The 17,381-nt window shown below is 64.8% G+C and carries 17 protein-coding genes; 7 read left to right on the top strand and 10 right to left on the bottom strand.

Annotated features, from left to right (window positions below):
- The first annotated feature begins 57 nt into the window (after positions 1-57).
- From U8D42_RS28165 to U8D42_RS28145, 5 genes are read left to right on the top strand one after another with little or no spacing between them, the layout of a single operon-like run.
- The gene (locus tag U8D42_RS28165) at positions 58-1,332 is read left to right on the top strand and encodes a cytochrome P450 (RefSeq protein WP_009953860.1); all 1,275 of its coding nucleotides are present in this window, start codon (positions 58-60) and stop codon (positions 1,330-1,332) included.
- On the top strand, positions 1,329-2,132 hold the full coding sequence (locus tag U8D42_RS28160; protein ID WP_014379541.1) for an enoyl-CoA hydratase/isomerase family protein: 804 nt from the start codon (positions 1,329-1,331) through the stop codon (positions 2,130-2,132). The genes U8D42_RS28165 and U8D42_RS28160 overlap by 4 nt, the downstream gene beginning before the upstream one ends.
- The gene (locus tag U8D42_RS28155) at positions 2,126-2,560 is read left to right on the top strand and encodes a Zn-ribbon domain-containing OB-fold protein (RefSeq protein WP_009953857.1); all 435 of its coding nucleotides are present in this window, start codon (positions 2,126-2,128) and stop codon (positions 2,558-2,560) included. The genes U8D42_RS28160 and U8D42_RS28155 overlap by 7 nt, the downstream gene beginning before the upstream one ends.
- Entirely contained in the window at positions 2,557-3,480 is a 924-nt protein-coding gene (locus U8D42_RS28150) for an SDR family NAD(P)-dependent oxidoreductase (protein ID WP_009953855.1), read from the top strand. The genes U8D42_RS28155 and U8D42_RS28150 overlap by 4 nt, the downstream gene beginning before the upstream one ends.
- A complete protein-coding gene (locus tag U8D42_RS28145) occupies positions 3,477-4,067 on the top strand; it encodes a nuclear transport factor 2 family protein (RefSeq protein WP_009953854.1) in 591 nt (196 codons plus the stop codon). The genes U8D42_RS28150 and U8D42_RS28145 overlap by 4 nt, the downstream gene beginning before the upstream one ends.
- Here U8D42_RS28145 and U8D42_RS28140 read toward each other — a convergent pair.
- The 5 genes from U8D42_RS28140 to U8D42_RS28120 all read right to left on the bottom strand — a co-directional run bounded on the left by U8D42_RS28140 (position 4,064) and on the right by U8D42_RS28120 (position 9,914).
- On the bottom strand, positions 4,064-5,665 hold the full coding sequence (locus U8D42_RS28140; protein WP_014379539.1) for an AMP-binding protein: 1,602 nt from the start codon (positions 5,663-5,665) through the stop codon (positions 4,064-4,066). The two genes, U8D42_RS28145 and U8D42_RS28140, sit on opposite strands and share 4 nt — an antisense overlap.
- A 16-nt stretch (positions 5,666-5,681) precedes the next feature.
- A complete protein-coding gene (locus U8D42_RS28135; protein WP_014379538.1) occupies positions 5,682-6,503 on the bottom strand; it encodes a mycofactocin-coupled SDR family oxidoreductase in 822 nt (273 codons plus the stop codon).
- Complete coding sequence (locus U8D42_RS28130) at positions 6,500-7,339, bottom strand: NAD(P)-dependent oxidoreductase (RefSeq protein WP_009953851.1); 840 nt, start codon at positions 7,337-7,339, stop codon at positions 6,500-6,502. Before U8D42_RS28130 ends, U8D42_RS28135 begins: the two co-directional genes overlap by 4 nt.
- Before the next feature lie 25 nt (positions 7,340-7,364).
- Positions 7,365-8,522, bottom strand: a complete 1,158-nt coding sequence (locus tag U8D42_RS28125; protein WP_009953850.1) for a cytochrome P450 — start codon at positions 8,520-8,522, stop codon at positions 7,365-7,367.
- A gap of 312 nt (positions 8,523-8,834) precedes the next feature.
- Positions 8,835-9,914 (bottom strand): hypothetical protein, encoded by a 1,080-nt coding sequence (locus tag U8D42_RS28120; protein ID WP_009953849.1) that lies wholly within the window; start codon positions 9,912-9,914, stop codon positions 8,835-8,837.
- A 242-nt stretch (positions 9,915-10,156) separates the two neighbouring features.
- Here U8D42_RS28120 and U8D42_RS28115 point away from each other — a divergent pair, with 242 nt between their 5' ends.
- Positions 10,157-10,759, top strand: coding sequence for a TetR/AcrR family transcriptional regulator (locus U8D42_RS28115; protein ID WP_020188803.1), 603 nt, complete (start codon positions 10,157-10,159; stop codon positions 10,757-10,759).
- A gap of 280 nt (positions 10,760-11,039) precedes the next feature.
- Here U8D42_RS28115 and U8D42_RS28110 read toward each other — a convergent pair whose 3' ends face one another.
- From U8D42_RS28110 to U8D42_RS28095, 4 genes are read right to left on the bottom strand one after another with little or no spacing between them, the layout of a single operon-like run.
- Positions 11,040-11,249: a hypothetical protein gene (locus U8D42_RS28110; protein ID WP_009953846.1), complete on the bottom strand. Its 210-nt coding sequence runs from the start codon at positions 11,247-11,249 to the stop codon at positions 11,040-11,042.
- Positions 11,250-11,253: 4 nt separating this feature from the next.
- Entirely contained in the window at positions 11,254-11,709 is a 456-nt protein-coding gene (locus U8D42_RS28105; protein WP_009953845.1) for a Zn-ribbon domain-containing OB-fold protein, read from the bottom strand.
- A complete protein-coding gene (locus U8D42_RS28100; RefSeq protein ID WP_011724936.1) occupies positions 11,706-12,869 on the bottom strand; it encodes a thiolase C-terminal domain-containing protein in 1,164 nt (387 codons plus the stop codon). Before U8D42_RS28100 ends, U8D42_RS28105 begins: the two co-directional genes overlap by 4 nt.
- Before the next feature lie 40 nt (positions 12,870-12,909).
- A complete protein-coding gene (locus U8D42_RS28095; protein ID WP_009953842.1) occupies positions 12,910-14,046 on the bottom strand; it encodes an amidohydrolase family protein in 1,137 nt (378 codons plus the stop codon).
- 136 nt (positions 14,047-14,182) lie between these two features.
- On the opposite strand from U8D42_RS28095, the gene U8D42_RS28090 reads away from it, so the two are divergent.
- Positions 14,183-14,869, top strand: a complete 687-nt coding sequence (locus U8D42_RS28090) for a TetR/AcrR family transcriptional regulator (protein ID WP_009953840.1) — start codon at positions 14,183-14,185, stop codon at positions 14,867-14,869.
- 4 nt (positions 14,870-14,873) lie between these two features.
- Here U8D42_RS28090 and U8D42_RS28085 read toward each other — a convergent pair whose 3' ends face one another.
- Entirely contained in the window at positions 14,874-17,339 is a 2,466-nt protein-coding gene (locus U8D42_RS28085) for a CaiB/BaiF CoA transferase family protein (RefSeq protein WP_014382035.1), read from the bottom strand.
- Between the last annotated feature and the right edge of the window lie 42 nt (positions 17,340-17,381).

The following is a 17,381-nucleotide window of genomic DNA, read 5'->3' as shown; positions in this document are numbered from 1 at the left end:
TCTGATCTAGCACCCCGGCATTGCCTATAAGTGACATGGGTGCCAGAATCGGGTGCTGTGAGCGCGATCGACACCGACGAGCAGCAGTTCGCACCACTGATCGATCTGCGGTGGTGGCAGGAGCGTCCGGCTGAACGGAGCGAGCTCTACCGGCGCCTTCGCGAGGCCGGCGGCCCGGTGTTCGTCCGCACCAACCGACCCGACTCGCCGCGGCCCCGCGGGTTCTGGGCGATCGGCGCCCACCGCGACGTCGTCGACATCAGCCGCCGCCCCGGCGACTTCAGTTCCGGGCAGGGCACGCAGATCTTCGACCAGACCGCCGAGATGCGCGAATACCGCGGCTCCATCATCGACATGGACGATCCCGAACACATGCGGCTGCGCAAGATTGTCTCGCGGGGCTTCACCCCCCGCATACTCTCCGAGCTGCGTGGCCTGGTCGAAGAGACCACCGCCGAGATCCTCGAGGAGATGCCGCGCACGGGTGAGTGCGACTTCGTCTCTTCGTTCGCCACGCTGCTGCCGCTGCGCATTATCGACACCATGCTCGGCGTTCCACGCGAACACGAACAGTTCATCCTGCGGGCGACCAACATCGTGCTCGGCGCCTCGGACCCCGAGTACGTACCCGACCAGACCGTCGCGGGCATCGGAGCCGCGGTCACCGAGATCAGCGAGCAGCTCATCGAGTTGCTCAAGGGCATCGCCGAGGACCGCATCGCCCATCCCCGCGACGACGTGATCAGCAAACTGGTCAACTCCGACGAAGAAAACCTCACACCCCAGGAGCTGGCGAAGTTCTTCATCCTGCTGATCGGCGCGGGCAACGAGACCACCCGCAATGCACTTACCCACGGGCTGCTCATTCTCAGCGCCCACCCCGAGCAGCGCGACCGACTGTTGGCGAACTACGACGACATGGTGTCCACCGCGGTCGAGGAGATCCTGCGATACGCCAGCCCGGTGATCCACTTTCGCCGTACGGTGACCCGCGACGGCGTGACGCTGACCGACGCCCACGGCGAGGTCACCCACACCTTCAACGCCGGCGACAAAGTTGTGGTCTGGTATCCCGCCGCCAACCGCGACCCCGCGGTCTTCGACCAGCCGGAGCGCTTCGACATCGCGCGGAAACCCAACAACCACATCGCTTTCGGCGGCCCGGGACCGCACTATTGCCTGGGTGCGCACCTGGCCCGGCTTGAGCTGAACGTGGCATTCCAGATGCTCTACGCGCGCTACCCTGACATCACCGCCGCGGGCGAACCGGTCATGCTGAGGTCGAACTTCGTTAACGGCATCAAACACCTGAAGGCCACGTACACACCATGAACACGCAGGCAGCAGTTTTGTCCGACATCGCGGACGGCGTCTTGACGATCACCCTGAACCGGCCCGAAGCCGCCAACGCGGTACGTCCCGACGACCGCGATGCCCTCATCGCGCTACTGGCCGCCGCCGACGCCGACGAGAAGGTACGTGTGGTGGTGTTGCGGGCCAACGGCAAGCACTTCTGCTCCGGCGCCGACGTTGGATCGCTCGCCGAACGGCGCGCGCGGGGCCAGAAGCGAGTGCTGGAGCCTACCCGGCGCATCATGAACGGCGCCCAGAAGCTGGTGGCCAGCGTGCTGGACTGCAATAAACCGGTGATTGCCGCAGTGCATGGTGCGGCGACGGGCCTAGGGGCCCACGTCGTGTACGCCTCCGACCTGGTGATCGCTACCGAAAACGCCTACTTCGCAGAGTCATTCGTCAAGCGTGGGCTGGTTGTCGACGGCGGCGGCTGTTATCTACTGCCCCGCCGCATTGGCATGCAGAAAGCCAAGGAGATGGCGTTCTTCGGCGAAAAGCTCTCAGCCACCGAAGCATTCACGCTGGGTCTGGTGAACCGGGTGGTCAGCGCCGCCGACTTCGACGCTACGGTCGCCGACTTCGCCGGCCGGCTGGCCGGAGCGCCGACCTCCGCGATCGCGTTCACCAAACGGCTGCTCAACGACTCACCCGACACCGACCGCTCCGGTGCATTCGTCGCGGAGGCAATGGCACAGGAGATCCAGTCGTATTCACACGACTCCACCGAGGGCGTGCAGGCGTTCGTGGAGAAACGACCGACCGAGTTCACCGGGTGGTAAAGGTGGCTCGCGCTGACATTCCGACCATCGACGCGGCAAGCGCTCCCTACTGGGAGGCCGCCAGGCAGGGTCAATTGTTGATCGCCGAATGCTCAGCGTGCGGCAAGGTCCATCACTACCCCCGCCCGTTCTGCCCGTTCTGCTGGAGCGAGGACGTTGCGCCCGTACAGGCCAGCGGAACTGGAACCCTTTACACGTATTCGACTGTCTACGTGAATGATCTGGCGCCGTTCAAGGAGCGAGTGCCGTATGTCGCCGCGCTCGTCGAACTGACCGAAGGCCCTCGGCTGATGACGACGATTGAAGGCGCGGACTTCGACGACCTTCGGGTCGGAATGCCGGTTACCGCCGTCTTCCGCCCGGTCGACGACACCGATCCCGACAGCCCCTATCTGACAGTCTTCACACCTAGCGAGGAGAACCCATGACCGGACTGCTCGATGGCAAAGTCGCCCTGGTGACCGGGGCGGGGCACGGCATCGGCCGGGGCCACGCTCTCGAACTCGCCAAGCACGGCGCCACCGTGATCGTCAACGACCTCGGCACCAGCCTGTCCGGCGAGGGCACCGGCAAGGTGGCCGACGAGGTGGTGGCGATCATCGAAAGCCGCGGTGGTACCGCTGTTTCCGACTTCAGCGATGTCGGCGACGAGGAGCAGGTCGACCTCGCCGTCGAGCGTGCCTACTCGCAGCTGGGGCGGCTGGACATCGTCGTCAACAACGCAGGAATCGTTCGCGACAAGGCGATCTGGAACATGACCGCCGACGATTTCGACCTGGTGATGCGGGTGCACGTTCGCGGTAGCTGGCTCACCAGCCGCGCGGTCGCTCGCAAGTGGCGCGCGGAATCGAAGGAATCCGGCGGAAAGGTCTACGGCCGAATCATCAACACCACCTCCGGCGCCGGTCTGCACGGCCACTTCGGGCAGACCAATTACAGCGCGGCCAAGGCCGCAATCGTCGGTCTGACCCAGACACTGAGCCTGGAGTTGGCGTCGATCGGCGCCACCGTCAACGCGATCAGCCCGGGTGGGCGCACCCGGATGTCGGCCTCCATGCCCGGCGCGCAGGCTCCGATCGAGCCCGACGAGCGCGCGGAGGACGAGTTCGACCCCAAGGACCCCTCACTGGGGTCGCCGGTGGTGGCCTGGCTGGCCAGCCCCGAGGCCGGCCACGTCAGCGGTCAAGTGATCCGTGCGATGGGCGAACATCTCCAGCTCCTGAAGGGCTGGCACCCCGTCGCGTCTGTCTCGAATGGCGAAAAGCGCTGGGATGCACAAAAACTCGGCGCCATCATGGCCACCGACGTGTTCGGCACCCGAAACACGGGCCTGCGGCTCGGAGGATGAAAACCACGGCGGACGTCGAAGAGGTCGAGCGGGAGTTCCGGCGGTATTTCATGACCGGGCCGGTACTCGAGGACTGGCACGCCTGGGCACACCTGTTCACCGAAGACGCGACGTACTTCGACCACTTCTACGGAACGTTCACCGGCCCGGCGGAGATCACCAAGTTCCTCGAGGGGACGATGGGAGCGGCACCGCAGGTCTACAGCCCGCTCGTCTGGTACGTCGTCGACGGCGCCCGCGTCGCGTACAAGGTGGTCAACCGTGCCGACAACCCGGAGCCGGGCGGGGCGCCCATCGACTTCCCCTCGTATCAATTCATCGAGTATGCCGGCGGCGGTAAGTGGCGTTCCGAGGAGGACGTTTGGATTCCGGCCGAGATGAAGCAATTCGCGAAGCGCTATGCCACGGCCGCCGACGCACATCCGCAAACGCTGCAACAGAAGTTGCGCCGCGAGGACTGGGGCTCCTGGGTGGACTGGGCACGCCCCGAACCGGGACATAAGGCAGCGCCGTCATGGCTGGACAAGGCCGGCTTCACGCCGTTCTCCGGCATTGCGGACATCGACTTCGGGGTCCGGTCACACTAACGCCCAGCGGCGCCGAAGTGGTCACTGCGCAGTTGCGCTTTGCGCACTTTGCCCAACGACGTGCGCGGTAGCTCGTCGACGATGGCGAGACGTTCCGGGGTCTTCTGCCGGGCCAGCCCGGATGCCGCGAAGTGGGCCCGCAGGTCGTCGAGGTTGAGCGCATACCCGGGTTTGAGCACCACGACCGCGGCGACCACGTCGCCGTAACGCGAATCCGGGGCTGCGACGGCAACACCGTCGGCGACCGCAGGGTGTGCGTTGAGCACCTCTTCGACCTGACCCGAGGAGATGGTCTCGCCACCGCGGATGATGACGTCCTTGATCCGGTCGGTGATGGTCAATCTGCCGTGGGCGTCAAGGTGCCCGAGATCGCCGGTGCGAAACCAACCGTCGTCAGTGAACGCCTCAGCGTTCAAAGCGTAATCCTGGTAGCCGACGAATTGATCGGGACCGCGCACGACGACCTCGCCATCTATCCCGATCGGGCAGTCCGCGCCGTCGGACCCGACGATGCGAATCTCTGAGCCCGGGAGCGGTTTTCCATCGGTACTCAGCCGGGCCCACTGCGGCTGTCCCTCGTGTTCGCCGGTGATGGTGGGATGTTCGGTGGCGCCGTAACTGCGGAAGGTGCTGATCCCCGCTTGCGCAGCACGCCGGCCGATCTCCTCGGCGACCGGTGCGGCGCCGACCAGAAACTCCCGCAGACTTGCCAGCTTGTCTCCGGTGTCACCCAGATCAAGGATGCCCGCGAGGTGAAATGGTGTGCCCGCAGTGCAGGTCACGCCGAAACGGTGCACCACCTCGACCGCCTGCGCCGGGTCCCAACCATCCATGAAGACAGTCCGGGCGCCGCTGAGCAACGGCCGCAGCATCGACCCGACGCCCGCGATGTGGCCCGGCGGAAAGGTCACCAGCGACACGTCGTCGGGTTTACCGGCCAGCAGCGCCGGCATGGTTCTCTGCTCGGCGAGAACCGTGTTGTGGGTGTGCTGTACACCTTTAGGCGCCGACGCGGTGCCCGATGTGTACAGCAGCAGACAGATATCGTCGGCGGCCACTGCGGGGCGCCGGTACCGGGCGGCGGATGTGTCCAGTTGCGACCACGCGAGATAGCCCTCGCCCGACTCGGCGTCTAGCATGACGACATGCTGCAGTGAGTCGATCCGCGAAAGATCTTGCAGCCTTTTGCTATACACGATCGATCCGTGCCGCTCTGGCATGATCAGTACCTTTGCAGCCGACTGGTCGAGAACGAAGGCCACCTCGGCCATACCGTAGATGTGCACGATCGGCACCAGCACTGCCCCGCACAACAACACCGCCTGATAAGCGACTGCACACTCGACACGATTGGTCAGCTGTACCGCGACGGCGTCGCCGTCGCGCACCCCCAGCCGCTGCAACGACGCCGCCAACGCCACGGCCCGGTCGTGGATTTCGCATACCGTCGGACTGGACACCGAATCGCCGATGATGAAAGTCAACGGCACGTCCTTGTGCTCGACCGCCCCCGCTTCGAAGGCGTCCAGGCAGGTGCGGTCGGAGTACCAACCGGCGCTATACCACTTGTCGCGCAGCTGACGGTGGTCGAAAGGCATCAGATCCGGCGATTCGCTAGAACTGCGCCATGCCCTGGTCGACCGACAAACGGGTGGCGGTCACATAGCGCGACTCGTCGGAGGCCAGCCAACACACCGCGGCGGCAACGTCTTCCGGCTCGCAGGCCCATTGCGGCAGGAACGGGGTCCCCATGTTGTTCAGCGTGGGGTTGGTCTCGATCGCGGCGAACAGCGCGGCAATCATGTCGCCACCGCCCATCGGAGTGTTGACCGGACCGGGATGCACGCTGTTGACCCTGATGTCGTGCTTGCCCAGCTCCGCGGCGAAGGCCCGGGCCATCCCTGTGACGGCATGCTTGCTAGCGGTGTAGTGCACCATGTAGGGCTGCACCTTGACACCGGCGTAGGAGCTGATCAGGATGATCGACCCGCCCCGACCCCCGTCGATGATCCGCTGCGCGCCCGCCATCACCGTGTTCCACGTGCCAGTCACGTTGACGTCGATGATGTCGCGAAACGACTCGGGCGTGATCTCGTTCCACGGCGCCGGGACACATATTCCGGCGTTGGCCACGATGACGTCCAGCCGGCCGTAGGCCTCGACGCCCTCGTCGACGGCCGTCCGCAGCGCATCCAGATCGCGGATGTCCGCGGCGGTAGCCATGATTCGGCCACCTGTCGCTTTCACCATCTCCACCGTCTCGGCGAAGTCATCGGCGGTGGCCGACGGGTAGCGCACTGAGTCAGGTAATGGGCCCGCCAGGTCGACGGCGATGATGTCGGCCCCTTCTTCGGCCATCCGCACCGCGTGTGCACGGCCCTGTCCCCTTGCGGCGCCGGTAATGAAGGCCACCTTCCCCGCGAGCCGGCCCGTCATCGGTCTGACCCTGCGGTCGCCGAGTCGACGTCCAGGGCCAGCGGCCCCTCGCGCACTGCGGTGCCCAACAGTCCCAGCTCCACACCCGCCTCGGCCGCCGCCTCACGGCACGCCGAGATGTCCTTCCGCAGGAACGGCCCCGCCAGTTCTTCGAAACGATCCATCCCGCCGATGCGATGGGCGTGGGCGGCCACATGGCTCCCGGCGCTGCACACCTGCAGGGTGGACAGCAACACACTCGGGTCGACACCTAGCCGAACGCCCAGATGCGTTGCTGCACAGAGAAGTTGAGCATTGGCTGCGAATAGAAGATTGTTGATCAACTTGAGCGCCAACGCGCTGCCCAGTGCGCCGGTCGCCACCACCGGGTCGGCATATGCGGCCAGGATCGGCGTCACCGATGCGACGGCATCACTCGGCCCGCCGATCAACACGGTCAGCGTGCCCGCATCGATGTTCTCGACGGTGCCACTGACCGGCGCGTCGAGGACGATCGGCGCCGCGGCAGAACTGTCCCGCAACGCCTCGAGGGTGGACAGTGTGCCGGTCGTGTGAGAGACGAACACCGCACCCGGCTTCGCATTGGCGATGAAACCCTCTGGACCGAGCCCGGTTTCGCGCAGCTGGGCGTCGGAGAAGAGGCACGAGATGAGGACGTCGCTCCCGCGCGCGAGGTCGGCCACCGAAGCGGCCGCCACCGCACCTTTCGCCTCCAAACGCCGGCGAATCTCCTCGCGGCGGGCGTACACCGAGACATCGTGGCCGGCGCCGAGCAATCGCTCGACCATCGGCTCGCCGAGTTGTCCGGCGCCGAGGAATCCGACGGTGTTGGGCATTGTGCTTTCCTATGGGTCGACGGCCTCAGCCCCACGTCAGGTTCAGCGAATCCACGCCGAACACCTGACCGCCGTGCTCGATAGGCTGCCCCGAGACTTCGTACTCCGGAATGCGCTTGTGCCACTCCTCCAGCACCACCGCCAGCTCCTGTCGGGCGAGATGCGAACCCAGGCACCGGTGCGGGCCGCCGCCGAAGGACAGGTGACGTGTGACGCCGCGGTCGAAGTCGACCGTGCGGGCATTGGGGTAGGCCGATTCGTCCCGGCCTGCGAACGCCAACGAGAACGACGCCATGTCGCCCGCCTTGACCGGGCACCCATGGAAGTCCATGTCCCGGGTCGCCTTTCGCGCGGTCTGCACGATCGGATAAACCCGGAGCAGTTCCTCCACGGCCCTCGGAATGAGCTGCGGTTCGGCGACGATCCGGGCGCGGTCGGCCGGATGGGTGGCCAGATGCAGCATTGCGTACGACAGCTGGTTGGAGACCGTGTCGAGCCCGGCCATGAACAACAACAGCAGGCAGTTGAGCAGCTCCAGGTCGTTGATCGGTTCGTCGTCGATGGTCCAGTCGATGGCCTTGCTGACGATGTCGTCGGCATCCGGGTCACGGTTCTCGCGTCGCTGTTGAATCAGGCCCGAGAAGTAACCCATCACATGCGTCATGCCCTCGAGCCGGGCCGCGTTGACTTCCTCGCCCACCCCGCTCTGATGCAGGATCATGTCCTCCCAGGCCAGGAACTTCTCGAGATCCTCCACGGGCATGCCCATGATCGTCAGGAAGACCGTCGACGGGAACACCCGCGAGATCCGCGCAACGAAGTCGCACCCACCCTCGCCCGCGACCTGGTCGATCAGTTCCGCGGCCAACTTCTGCTGCGCGTCGCGCAGGCCCTTGACGCGACCCGGTGAGAAGTACTCGGCCAGCACATGGCGCCACTTGGCATGGTCGGGCGGGTCGATCATGATCGGGATCCACTTGTACGGCGGCTCCGGTTCCGTCGGCACGATGACGCTGCTGGACCAGAGCTCCGGGTGCTGGAGTCCGTCCAGGATCACCGAGTTGTCGGTGAACACCCAGTAACCAATGCCGGCCTCGGTGTTGCGGAAGACCGGCCGGGCCTCGTCCTGACACTCATCCAGCAGATGGAAGTGCGCTAGCGCCGGCGACTCCGGAGTGTTCATCTCAATATTCTTCACGGGACATGTTGCCGTAGGCCGATTCTCGCTCATGACGTCCTTCCGTAGCGGCAGCGAACGAGCGCGAAGTCCAAGCACCCGCGGGTCGCATACTACGGCAGTCGACTGTCATAATCGATCGAAATCGTGGCCGATGCTCGCCCGGCGACTCAGCACACTAGGTTAACTATGTTAAACGGCGAGCGCAATACCGCTGGCTGGGTCGGGGGCATCCCCTCTGGACGCCCGATTCTCGTCGATCACCGGCGCGCCATGCTGACGGTATCGGGGCTCGCCAAGATGACTACGTGTGGGGCCTTACGGTGTTAGTAGTGGTGCGCCGCTGCCGAGGGGGCTGGTCAGTCCCCATTCGGCAAAACAGGTGTCGTTTTCGCTGTCTTTGATGGGGATGGTCTTGCCGTCGGGTGAGGTGAACTGGCCCTGACTATGCACGAAGTAGTTGTAGTGCGTCCGTGTGCCTTCAGAGAGTTGGAACGAGTAGATGGATCGGCTGTAGGCGGTCAGCGCCAGCTCGACCCGGCCTTCGGGCGAGTCGAGCTTCACCCGGAATTTGACCGGAGGCCGGATGTGGGTCTGCGGGTCGAACCAATACTCTTCCTCTTCGACGGTGACCTGGTCCCAGTCGTAGAAGATTTCTTTGCCGTCGGTGAACACCACTCGGCTGTAGACGACGCCGGAATCAGGACGTGCGTAGAGGAAGATCTGCAGTTCGTCACTGCGATACAGGTGGTAGAAGTATTGGACCGGGAAGGAGCGGGCCTCGACGACCCAGTTCTCCCCGAAGACGAGATGCTCGTTGATCGAATACGAGTGCTCCTCGAGTTCATATTTTTTGCCCCTGGCGGTGATGGTGCCGCTGGTTTTGGCCCAGAAGTCGCGGCCGCCGCGTCCCTCGGTGGGAAGGTCTTCCCACGTGCCGATGTACCAGTCGGGTTCGCTCGTTCGCTCCATGGTGACATCGACATCGACGCCGAGGTGTTCACCCGTGATGTCCCAGAAGGGAGGCCGGGCGATGATTGCCCGGTCACCTGCCTGCCAGACCACCCGGTCGGTTTCCTTCGTGATCGTGTAGTCATCGACGCGGTGGATCGGGTCGATGCGATGGCTGATGAAGTCGTTGTCCTCGATTTTCTGCCGGTCATACGGTGCGGCGTGGAACGTGGTGTTGTTGATGATCGTGTCGCCGACTCCCCAGACAGATCCACCGACGCGGTAATGCAGAGCGATGAGCAGAACATTCTCGCCCTTGGCTTTTCCGAAGATCCCAGCCCCCATGTCCTCGAGGAAGTGGATACCGGTGTACCGGTCGGCCAGCTCTTCACGGCGGCCGATCTCTTGGTCGAGAGTGATGGCTGGCGAGGCTTCTACGTTGGTCATGTGTGTGCGATCTCCTCAGACGTCGGTGTCTAATCCATGGATCGGTCATGGCGTGGGCCGGCATGGCGTGGTAGGGATGACGGCTCGGCTGAGCAACCATCTCAAGGTTTCATGATCACTGATCACGCAATGCTTGACGCTAGCGTTATGGGGAGGTCGACGCAAGGTTTTGGGCGCATTCTCCCGACGAGATTCTTCGGCGCCTAGGCAGCTCACGCTCGCGTCGACGTAGGGTGCAGGCTGTGGCCAGACCAAAGATTGAGCGCGATCCAGCCGTGACCCAACGCATTCTCGACGTGGCGCTGGACGTGATGACTGAGTACGGGACGGCGGCTCCGATGCGGGAGATTGCGCGCCGTGCGGGCATCTCCTATGGCGTTGTGTACAAGCACTTTCCAAGCCAGTCGGCGCTCTTGGCGGCGGCCACCGGGACTCAGTACAGGCGAGTTCAGCAGGCCTGGCTGGCGGCCCAGGACATTGAAGATCCGATCGATCGGATCATCGCTATGTGCATCGCGCCCTTTGAACTCTTCGCAGAGATCGCCGGTTTCCGGTCCGCGTCCTTCATGACCGTAATCGCCGACCCGAATACGAAAACCCGAGTGAGTGCGATCGCCGCGTCGGCGACCGGGTTGTTCCATCAAGCCATTCAGCAGGCCCAGCAACAGGGCTACTTCCGAGGCCTCCCCGAAGACGCCCTTACCCGAATGCTCATCGGCATCCCGGTCGTCTATACCTCGGACTACCTTGTGCCCGAAGAACCGGATTGGCGACAGCTCGAGCAGGACATCGGCCGCCTGATCCGAGAACTCGCCGAGGCGACGCGAATCGCCTCGGCGGTGTAGCAATCGCCGCGGTAACGACTCGAAGACGATGCTCTTGGCGCATACCGCAAACATCGAATAGATGCGCCCTGCTGCGAGTCTCGGGAAGTATGCGGTGGGCTCGCCACAATCTTTAAGCAGAGCCTTCAGGGTCCGGGCAGTCCAGTGTCGGGCTAATTGGTGATGGCAACGGCATTGTCGCCGGGCGGCCGCATGTGAAGGTTCTGTTTCCGATCCGCTCCGGCCATAGGGCACCGGTAACGCGAGATTCTGCCCGAATGCACATCCAGCTCCTCAACGATTATTCGGCCGCACTGCCCGTGTGAATGCGGGCTTGCCGCAGGCCTTCCTGCGGATCGTCGACGTCGACGTCCCAGTCGCCGCACGAGCACGTACAACGGAAGTGACCATTGACAGGCAGGATTGCCTGGCCGTCACACGATCCTCCGGTGTTGGCAATGCTGGTGAGGAACTCCAGGGGCTTTTCGTGGAGAGCGCTGTCATCGGACATGGCGTTACTCCTTGGCGTTGGGGGAGGCCGCGGCTCGGAAGACGGGGAGCATCCAGCCATCGGTAATCGGTGAAAAATCAACGTGCACAGACATTCCTATCGTGATGTCGGCGGGTGCGACGTCGACGATGTTCGAGACCAGTCGCGCACCGGGCGCGTCGGGCAGGTCGAGGACCGCGGGCACCAACAACAGATCGGGCATGCCCGGGAAGCCGTGCACGACGGCGAAGCTGTAGACGACCGCCTGGCCGCTGAGTTCGACCCAGTTCACCGCGTTTGATTGGCAATTGGGGCAAAACGGTGTCGGGGGCAGCCGGAAGGTCTGACAGTCGCCGCACTGCGGGGCCACCAACCGCCGCTCCTTCGCGGCGATCCAGAACGGCTCGGTGTCCTTGTTGACCGCGATCCGCACGTGTTCGCCCGGAATGGTGGTGGCCAGGGTGACCGCGGCGGTGCTCATGCGGCGCGTCCCAGAATCAGCCCGCTCACGGGCAGGCTTGCCGGCCCGCCGGTGACCAGAGCGAGTTCGGCGTCGCGGACCTGGTTGATGGCGGTGCCGCGCATCTGCTCGACTCCTTCCATGATGTGGGTCATCCCGATGATGTAGGCCTCGGAGAGCTGACCGCCGTGGGTGTTGACCGGAATCGAGCCACCGTCGTAGCGAATCGCTCCGCTTTCGACGAACGCGCCGCCCTCCCCCTTGCCGCAGAATCCGTAGTCCTCGAGCTGCATGAGCACCATCGGGCTGAAGTGGTCATAGAGCAGGGCGACGTCGATGTCGGCGGCGCTGATAGCGGCCTGCTCGTAGAGCCGCTTGGCGATGGGCGCATTGCCCGAGGAGGCGAAGTATTCGTCGGGCATGCCCATCCAGGCGAACGCCCTGCCCCAGTCGCGGACGCCGCCGTGGGCGGCGGCAACCACCGGCACCGGCGGTTGCCGCAGATCCCTGGCCCTGTCCATGCTGGTGGTGATGACTGCGACGGCGCCGTCGGTCTCTTGACAGAAGTCGTAGAGACACAAAGGTTCTGCGATCATCCGCGCATTGAAGTAGTCGTCCAACGTCAGCGGTTGGCGATGCATGGCCTTTGGGCGATTGAACGCATTCGCCCGCGTGGAGAGTGCGATCTCGGCGAACGCCTCGCGGCGCGTGCCGTAGAGGTGCATGTGCCTGCGCGCCAGCACCGACATCAACTGACCGGGCCCGAACAGGCCGGATGGTTGGAGGAACGAGTTGATCGGATCGGGGTCCATGGCCGAAAACACCGAGCCCAGGCGTTGTTTGGACTGTTGCAGCGCCATCACCGTCACCACCACCGAGGCGTCCCCGGCGACGATGGCCGCCCGCGCCAGGCCGATCGCGCCCGCGGAGCCGCCGCCGCCGGAGGTCAGTGCGGCGGTGAACCGGACTTCCGGAATGCCAAGCGTTTCCATGAAGTCGGCGGTGTCCATCTTCTCCGTGTAGCCCGCGCTGGCGCCTGAGTAGTAGGCGAACCCGTCGACGTCGGTGACGGGAAGGCCGGCGTCATCACACGCCGCCAGGATGGCCTCGCCGGCCAACTCGGTGATCGACTTCGGTAATGACCCGCCGCGCTTGTAATAGGGCGTGGCACCGACACCCACAATCGCAACGTCGCGCAGTCCAGACGAAGTAGCCACGCGCTCAGAACTTTTCGGCCGGGATGGGCGGCACGTCGGGGAACAGTTCATAGAACGTGCCCTGGGTGATGCGCAGCCGGGTCTCGTCGCTGACCCCGTCGAACAGTCCCTTCAGGGTGTCCTGGGTGTGCCCGAAGGTGCCTTCCATGTGCGGGTAGTCGCTGCCGAACATCACGTTCTTGTAGCCCATGTGCTCGTAAGCGGCGACGGCGGTCTCGTCGTGCTGGAATGACGCATAAACCTGGCTGTAGAGAATCTCCTTCGGACTACGATTCAGCTTGGGCCGCACCGCCATATGGTGCTGGCGATAGCCCTCGACCATCCGGTCGCCAAGGAACGGCACCCAGGTGGCGCCACCTTCGGAGATCAGCACCCGGAGGTCGGGGTGGCGGTCTAAGGCACCGGAGGCGACCATCTTCATCGCCGCCCGCTGACCGGAGAACGTGGTCTCGGCGTAATTCATCACGGCCCCGCCCGGCCCGCGGTACACCATGCCCGCCCCGCCGCTCGCGCCACCGACCGTCATGTCGACCGGATCGGTGCCGATGTGGAACGCGATCACCATGCCGGCTTCCTCGGCTGCCGCCCAGAACGGTTCCCACTCCTTGCGGTGCCAGTCCGGAGCGCTCGGATGAGGAGTGGTCGGCAAGAACACGGCCTTGAAGCCTTTGCCTGCGGCCCAATGCAATTCCTCGATTGCGTCCTCCACGATCAGTGTCGACACCTGGGCGGTCACCACATAGCGCGGTGACACCGCGCAGATCTCCTCGAGTGCCCATTCGTTGCTGGCGCGCATGCACGCCTTGAGCAGTTCGGGGGTGCGGAAAGTCGATCCCCACATGCCCAATGACGGGAAGATCACCTCACCCCAGACACCCTCCTTGTCCAAGTCCGCCAACCGCGCCTTCGCGTCGCGGATGCCCTGCGGCTTCATGCTCTCCTCGATGAAGGCCTCCATCGCCGAGGACGGCAGCTTGCGCCGGAAGATCTGTCCGTCGACCGAGACCGTCTCGTACTCGCCGTCGGGATCCTTCTCCGCGTGCGGCGTCAGCTCGGCGAGCGCCTTGGGCAACCGGGACTGCCACAGGTCGTCGGGCTCCAGGAAGTGGGAGTCACCCGAATTCGTCCAGATCATGCTCATTGGCCCTCCACGGATCCGTCGCTCCTTCGGATGATGCCAGCTGCTCTCGCGCAAGTCCAGTATTTCTAATACATAGCCATTATTATTTGGTCCAAGGTGCGACGCCAGTAAGACTTAGGCGGACTGGAGGAGGCCCATGGCGGAGCTGCGAACTGAGTCGGCCGCGGGCGCGCGGAGGCGCAACGCGTCGGGTGAGTCGACCCGGGTGATGTTGATGGAGGTCGCCGAGCGGCTGTTCGCCACGCGCGGCATCGAGGCGGTGACGTTAAGGGAGATCCAACTAGCGGCCGGGCAGTCCAACACGTCGGTGATTCGCTATCACTTCGGCTCTCGCGAGGGTCTGATCCGCGCCCTAATCTCCTACCGCCAGGCGTCCCTCGGGATCGATCGCCAGAAGATGCTCGCGAGCATGCGCGAGGAAGGAAAAGAGGCGGACCCGCGCGCCGTGGTGTGGCTGATGGTGCGCCCACTGGCCAACAGCATCGCCGCGGGCGAGATGTTCGCGCCGTTCCTGGCCCGGCTCATGGAGGATCCGCGGGCCCGCAGCGACTACTGGCCGGACCACGTCGACGACGAATGGACACAGGAGAAGCTGGAGAAACTGGTAGACGCCGCGCTGCAGGACCTGCCTGAGCGGATCCGGCGCGGCCGTACGTTTCAGCTGTACATCAGTCTGATCAACGTGCTGGCCGCCTCCGCCCGCGTGGGGCATGGACTCAGCGAAGCGCAGCTGCACAATTACGTGGACACCTGGGTCGGAATGCTGACGGCGCCGGTGTCCTACGAGACCCGCGCGCTGATCGCTGAGCGCGACGATAACTGAACGCTCAGCCGCCGCCGACGATCTCTCTGGCTCTCAGGTCGGCGATCGCCGCCTCGTCCAGTCCGATTTCGCGCAGCACCGCCTCGGTGTGTTGCCCGATGGTGCATCCCGCGTCGGCCCGTGTCCGCGAGCGCGAGAACCGGCACAGCGGTGCGAGCCGCCGGTGCTCCTCGAAAATCGGGCTGTGGGCGTCCACGGCATAGCCTGCCTCGTAGTACGGATCGCTCTGCAGCACCAACTCGGAATTGGCCTCCACCACCTCGACGCAGCCGACGTCCTGGGCGGACAGTTCGTGCTCCCACTCCAACTTGGTCTTGTTGGCGAACACGGTTGTCAGTACGGAGATCAGCTCGTCGTCGTGCGCCGCGCGAGATTCGGCATCGGTAAAACGCTCGTCGGCGTGCAAGTCGACGTAGGGCGACATCGCCTTCGTCAGCGCCGGCCATTCGCGCGGCAACGGTGCGGCGAGAAAGACGTAACCGTCTGCCGCGCGGTACATCCGGTACAAGGCATTCATGCCGAAGAATTGTTCGTCGGCGGCTGCCTCGGCGGGACGGGACGCATAGCTTGCGCTGTAGGCGATCATCGCCTGCTGCGCGGTGGCGAGCATCGTGGTGACCACGTTGGACATCGGTCGTCCCATCCGCTTGGCATACAGCGCGACCAGCAGCGCAGAACCGACACCGTGCGCGGCGATGCCGTCAGATTGCACTGCGGGCACGGCCCCGCCCGCGTGCAGTTTGACCGCTCGGCGGTGCAGGTCATCCAAGTCGGTGGCCGGCTCGCCCGTGTCGTGGCTGTCGACCAGCGCCAGCCCGGATGCCGCACCGACCGACGGCGCGTAGGCGGCGCGGTGCGCGAAGGGTCCGTCGACCCCGTAACCTGAGGTCGTCACGAACGCCAAGTCCGGGTTGACCGCCCGCAGCGACGCCTCGTCGATCTTCGCCCGCTCGGCGGCCTTGCCACGGAAGCACTGCAGCACGATGTCGGACCGCTTGGCCAGTTCGTACACCAGCTCAAGGCCTTCGGGCTTGGTGAAGTCAATCGCGACGCTTTCCTTGCCCTGCAACACTTTTGCGCCGCCCGCCTCGGGGAACGCGACCAGATTGCGGATGTTGTCGCCTTCCAGCGGCTCGACCTTGATGACGCGAGCGCCCAGGTCGGCCAGCAGGGTCGCGCCGTACGGTCCCGCGAACATGCTGCCGAACTCCAGCACCGTCACGCCCGTCAGCGGCGGTGCGTCGTGGTCCGCGTGCCGTGCGGGTAGTGCGGCCCTGCGCACTTGGCCGAGCTGCTCGAAGGTGACCGAGTCGTTGTGCTCGCCGACTCGCGGAGCCGGCCGAAGCGGGGTCAACGGCTTGCCGTCAGCGTGAATGAGGGTCGACGGCTGCCGTACCGGCCCGAGATCGGGATCGATCACGGTCGCGGCGCGGCCTTCGTGAGCGGTTTGCGGGTGATCCAGTGATTCCTCGGGAGTTCGGAACAGTTCGCCGCTCAGGTCAAGGTTTTCTGTCATGGCCCGCTGCCATTCGGCGAGCGTGCGGGCCCCCACCCGCTCGATCATCATGTCCCACCACTCGGTGCGAAGTTCGGGGGTCGGCAGCATCGGAAAACCCTGCCACTTCGGGTCCGCGAGGTCCCCCAGCAGGTCCAGTTCAGTCAGCCAAGCGCCGATCAACTTGGGCGACACCTGAGCGAACTGTAGCCAGCGACCGTCCTTCGTCGGACAGACCAGGAGTGCGTAGATTAGGTAGGCCTGGGGCCGGCCCTGGTCGTCGTAGGCGGCGTCCATCGGTTCGAAGGCGCCCGGATACCGTTCCAGCACCATCTCGTAAAACCAGTTGTACGGATCCATCGAACCCATGCCGGTCACCAGATTGGTCTCGACGGTTTGGCCGCGCCCACTGCTCTCCCGCTCAAGGAGCGCGGCAAGCACGCCCTGAACAGCGGCGTGGGCGGCGCCCCAAGAGGCATAGGCGAAGGTGGTGTAGGCCGGTCCCGGCCTCGTGGTCAGTCCGCGCTTTTCGTGCATGACACCCGTCTTCGCCATCACCAGGGCCTCCCAGCCCTTGTAGTCGCGAAACGGCCCGGTCGATCCCCAGCCCGTGATCGTCGCCACGACAAGTCGCGGGTAGGCCTCCGACAATGCGTCGGGGGTAAGTCCGATGCGCTCGGCCGTGGTCGGCCGCATGGTGTTAACCATGACGTCGGCGCGGCGCAGCAAAGCACGCAGACGCTCCAGATCAGCCTCGTCATGCAGGTCCAATGTCACGCTGAGCTTGCCACGCAGCAGGGCGGGCCAGCCCGCGAGCTCGCGCAGCGGACTACCGTCGAGCGGCTCGACCATGATCACCTCGGCACCGCAGTCGGCGAGGAACTGCGTCGCCTGCGCTCCGGGCAGCGTTGTCGATAGGTCGACCACCACGAGACCAGCCAGTGGACCGCCCGACGCCGTACCGACTTCCGGCATGTTCGCTCCTAGGGTGTGCTGGCAGGTCTCGTTCGACGTGTT

This window comes from Mycobacterium europaeum (assembly GCF_034555895.2).
Lineage (GTDB): Bacteria > Actinomycetota > Actinomycetes > Mycobacteriales > Mycobacteriaceae > Mycobacterium > Mycobacterium europaeum.
Note: the sequence above shows the minus strand (reverse complement) of the source record. Positions and strands in the feature narration are given on the sequence as shown.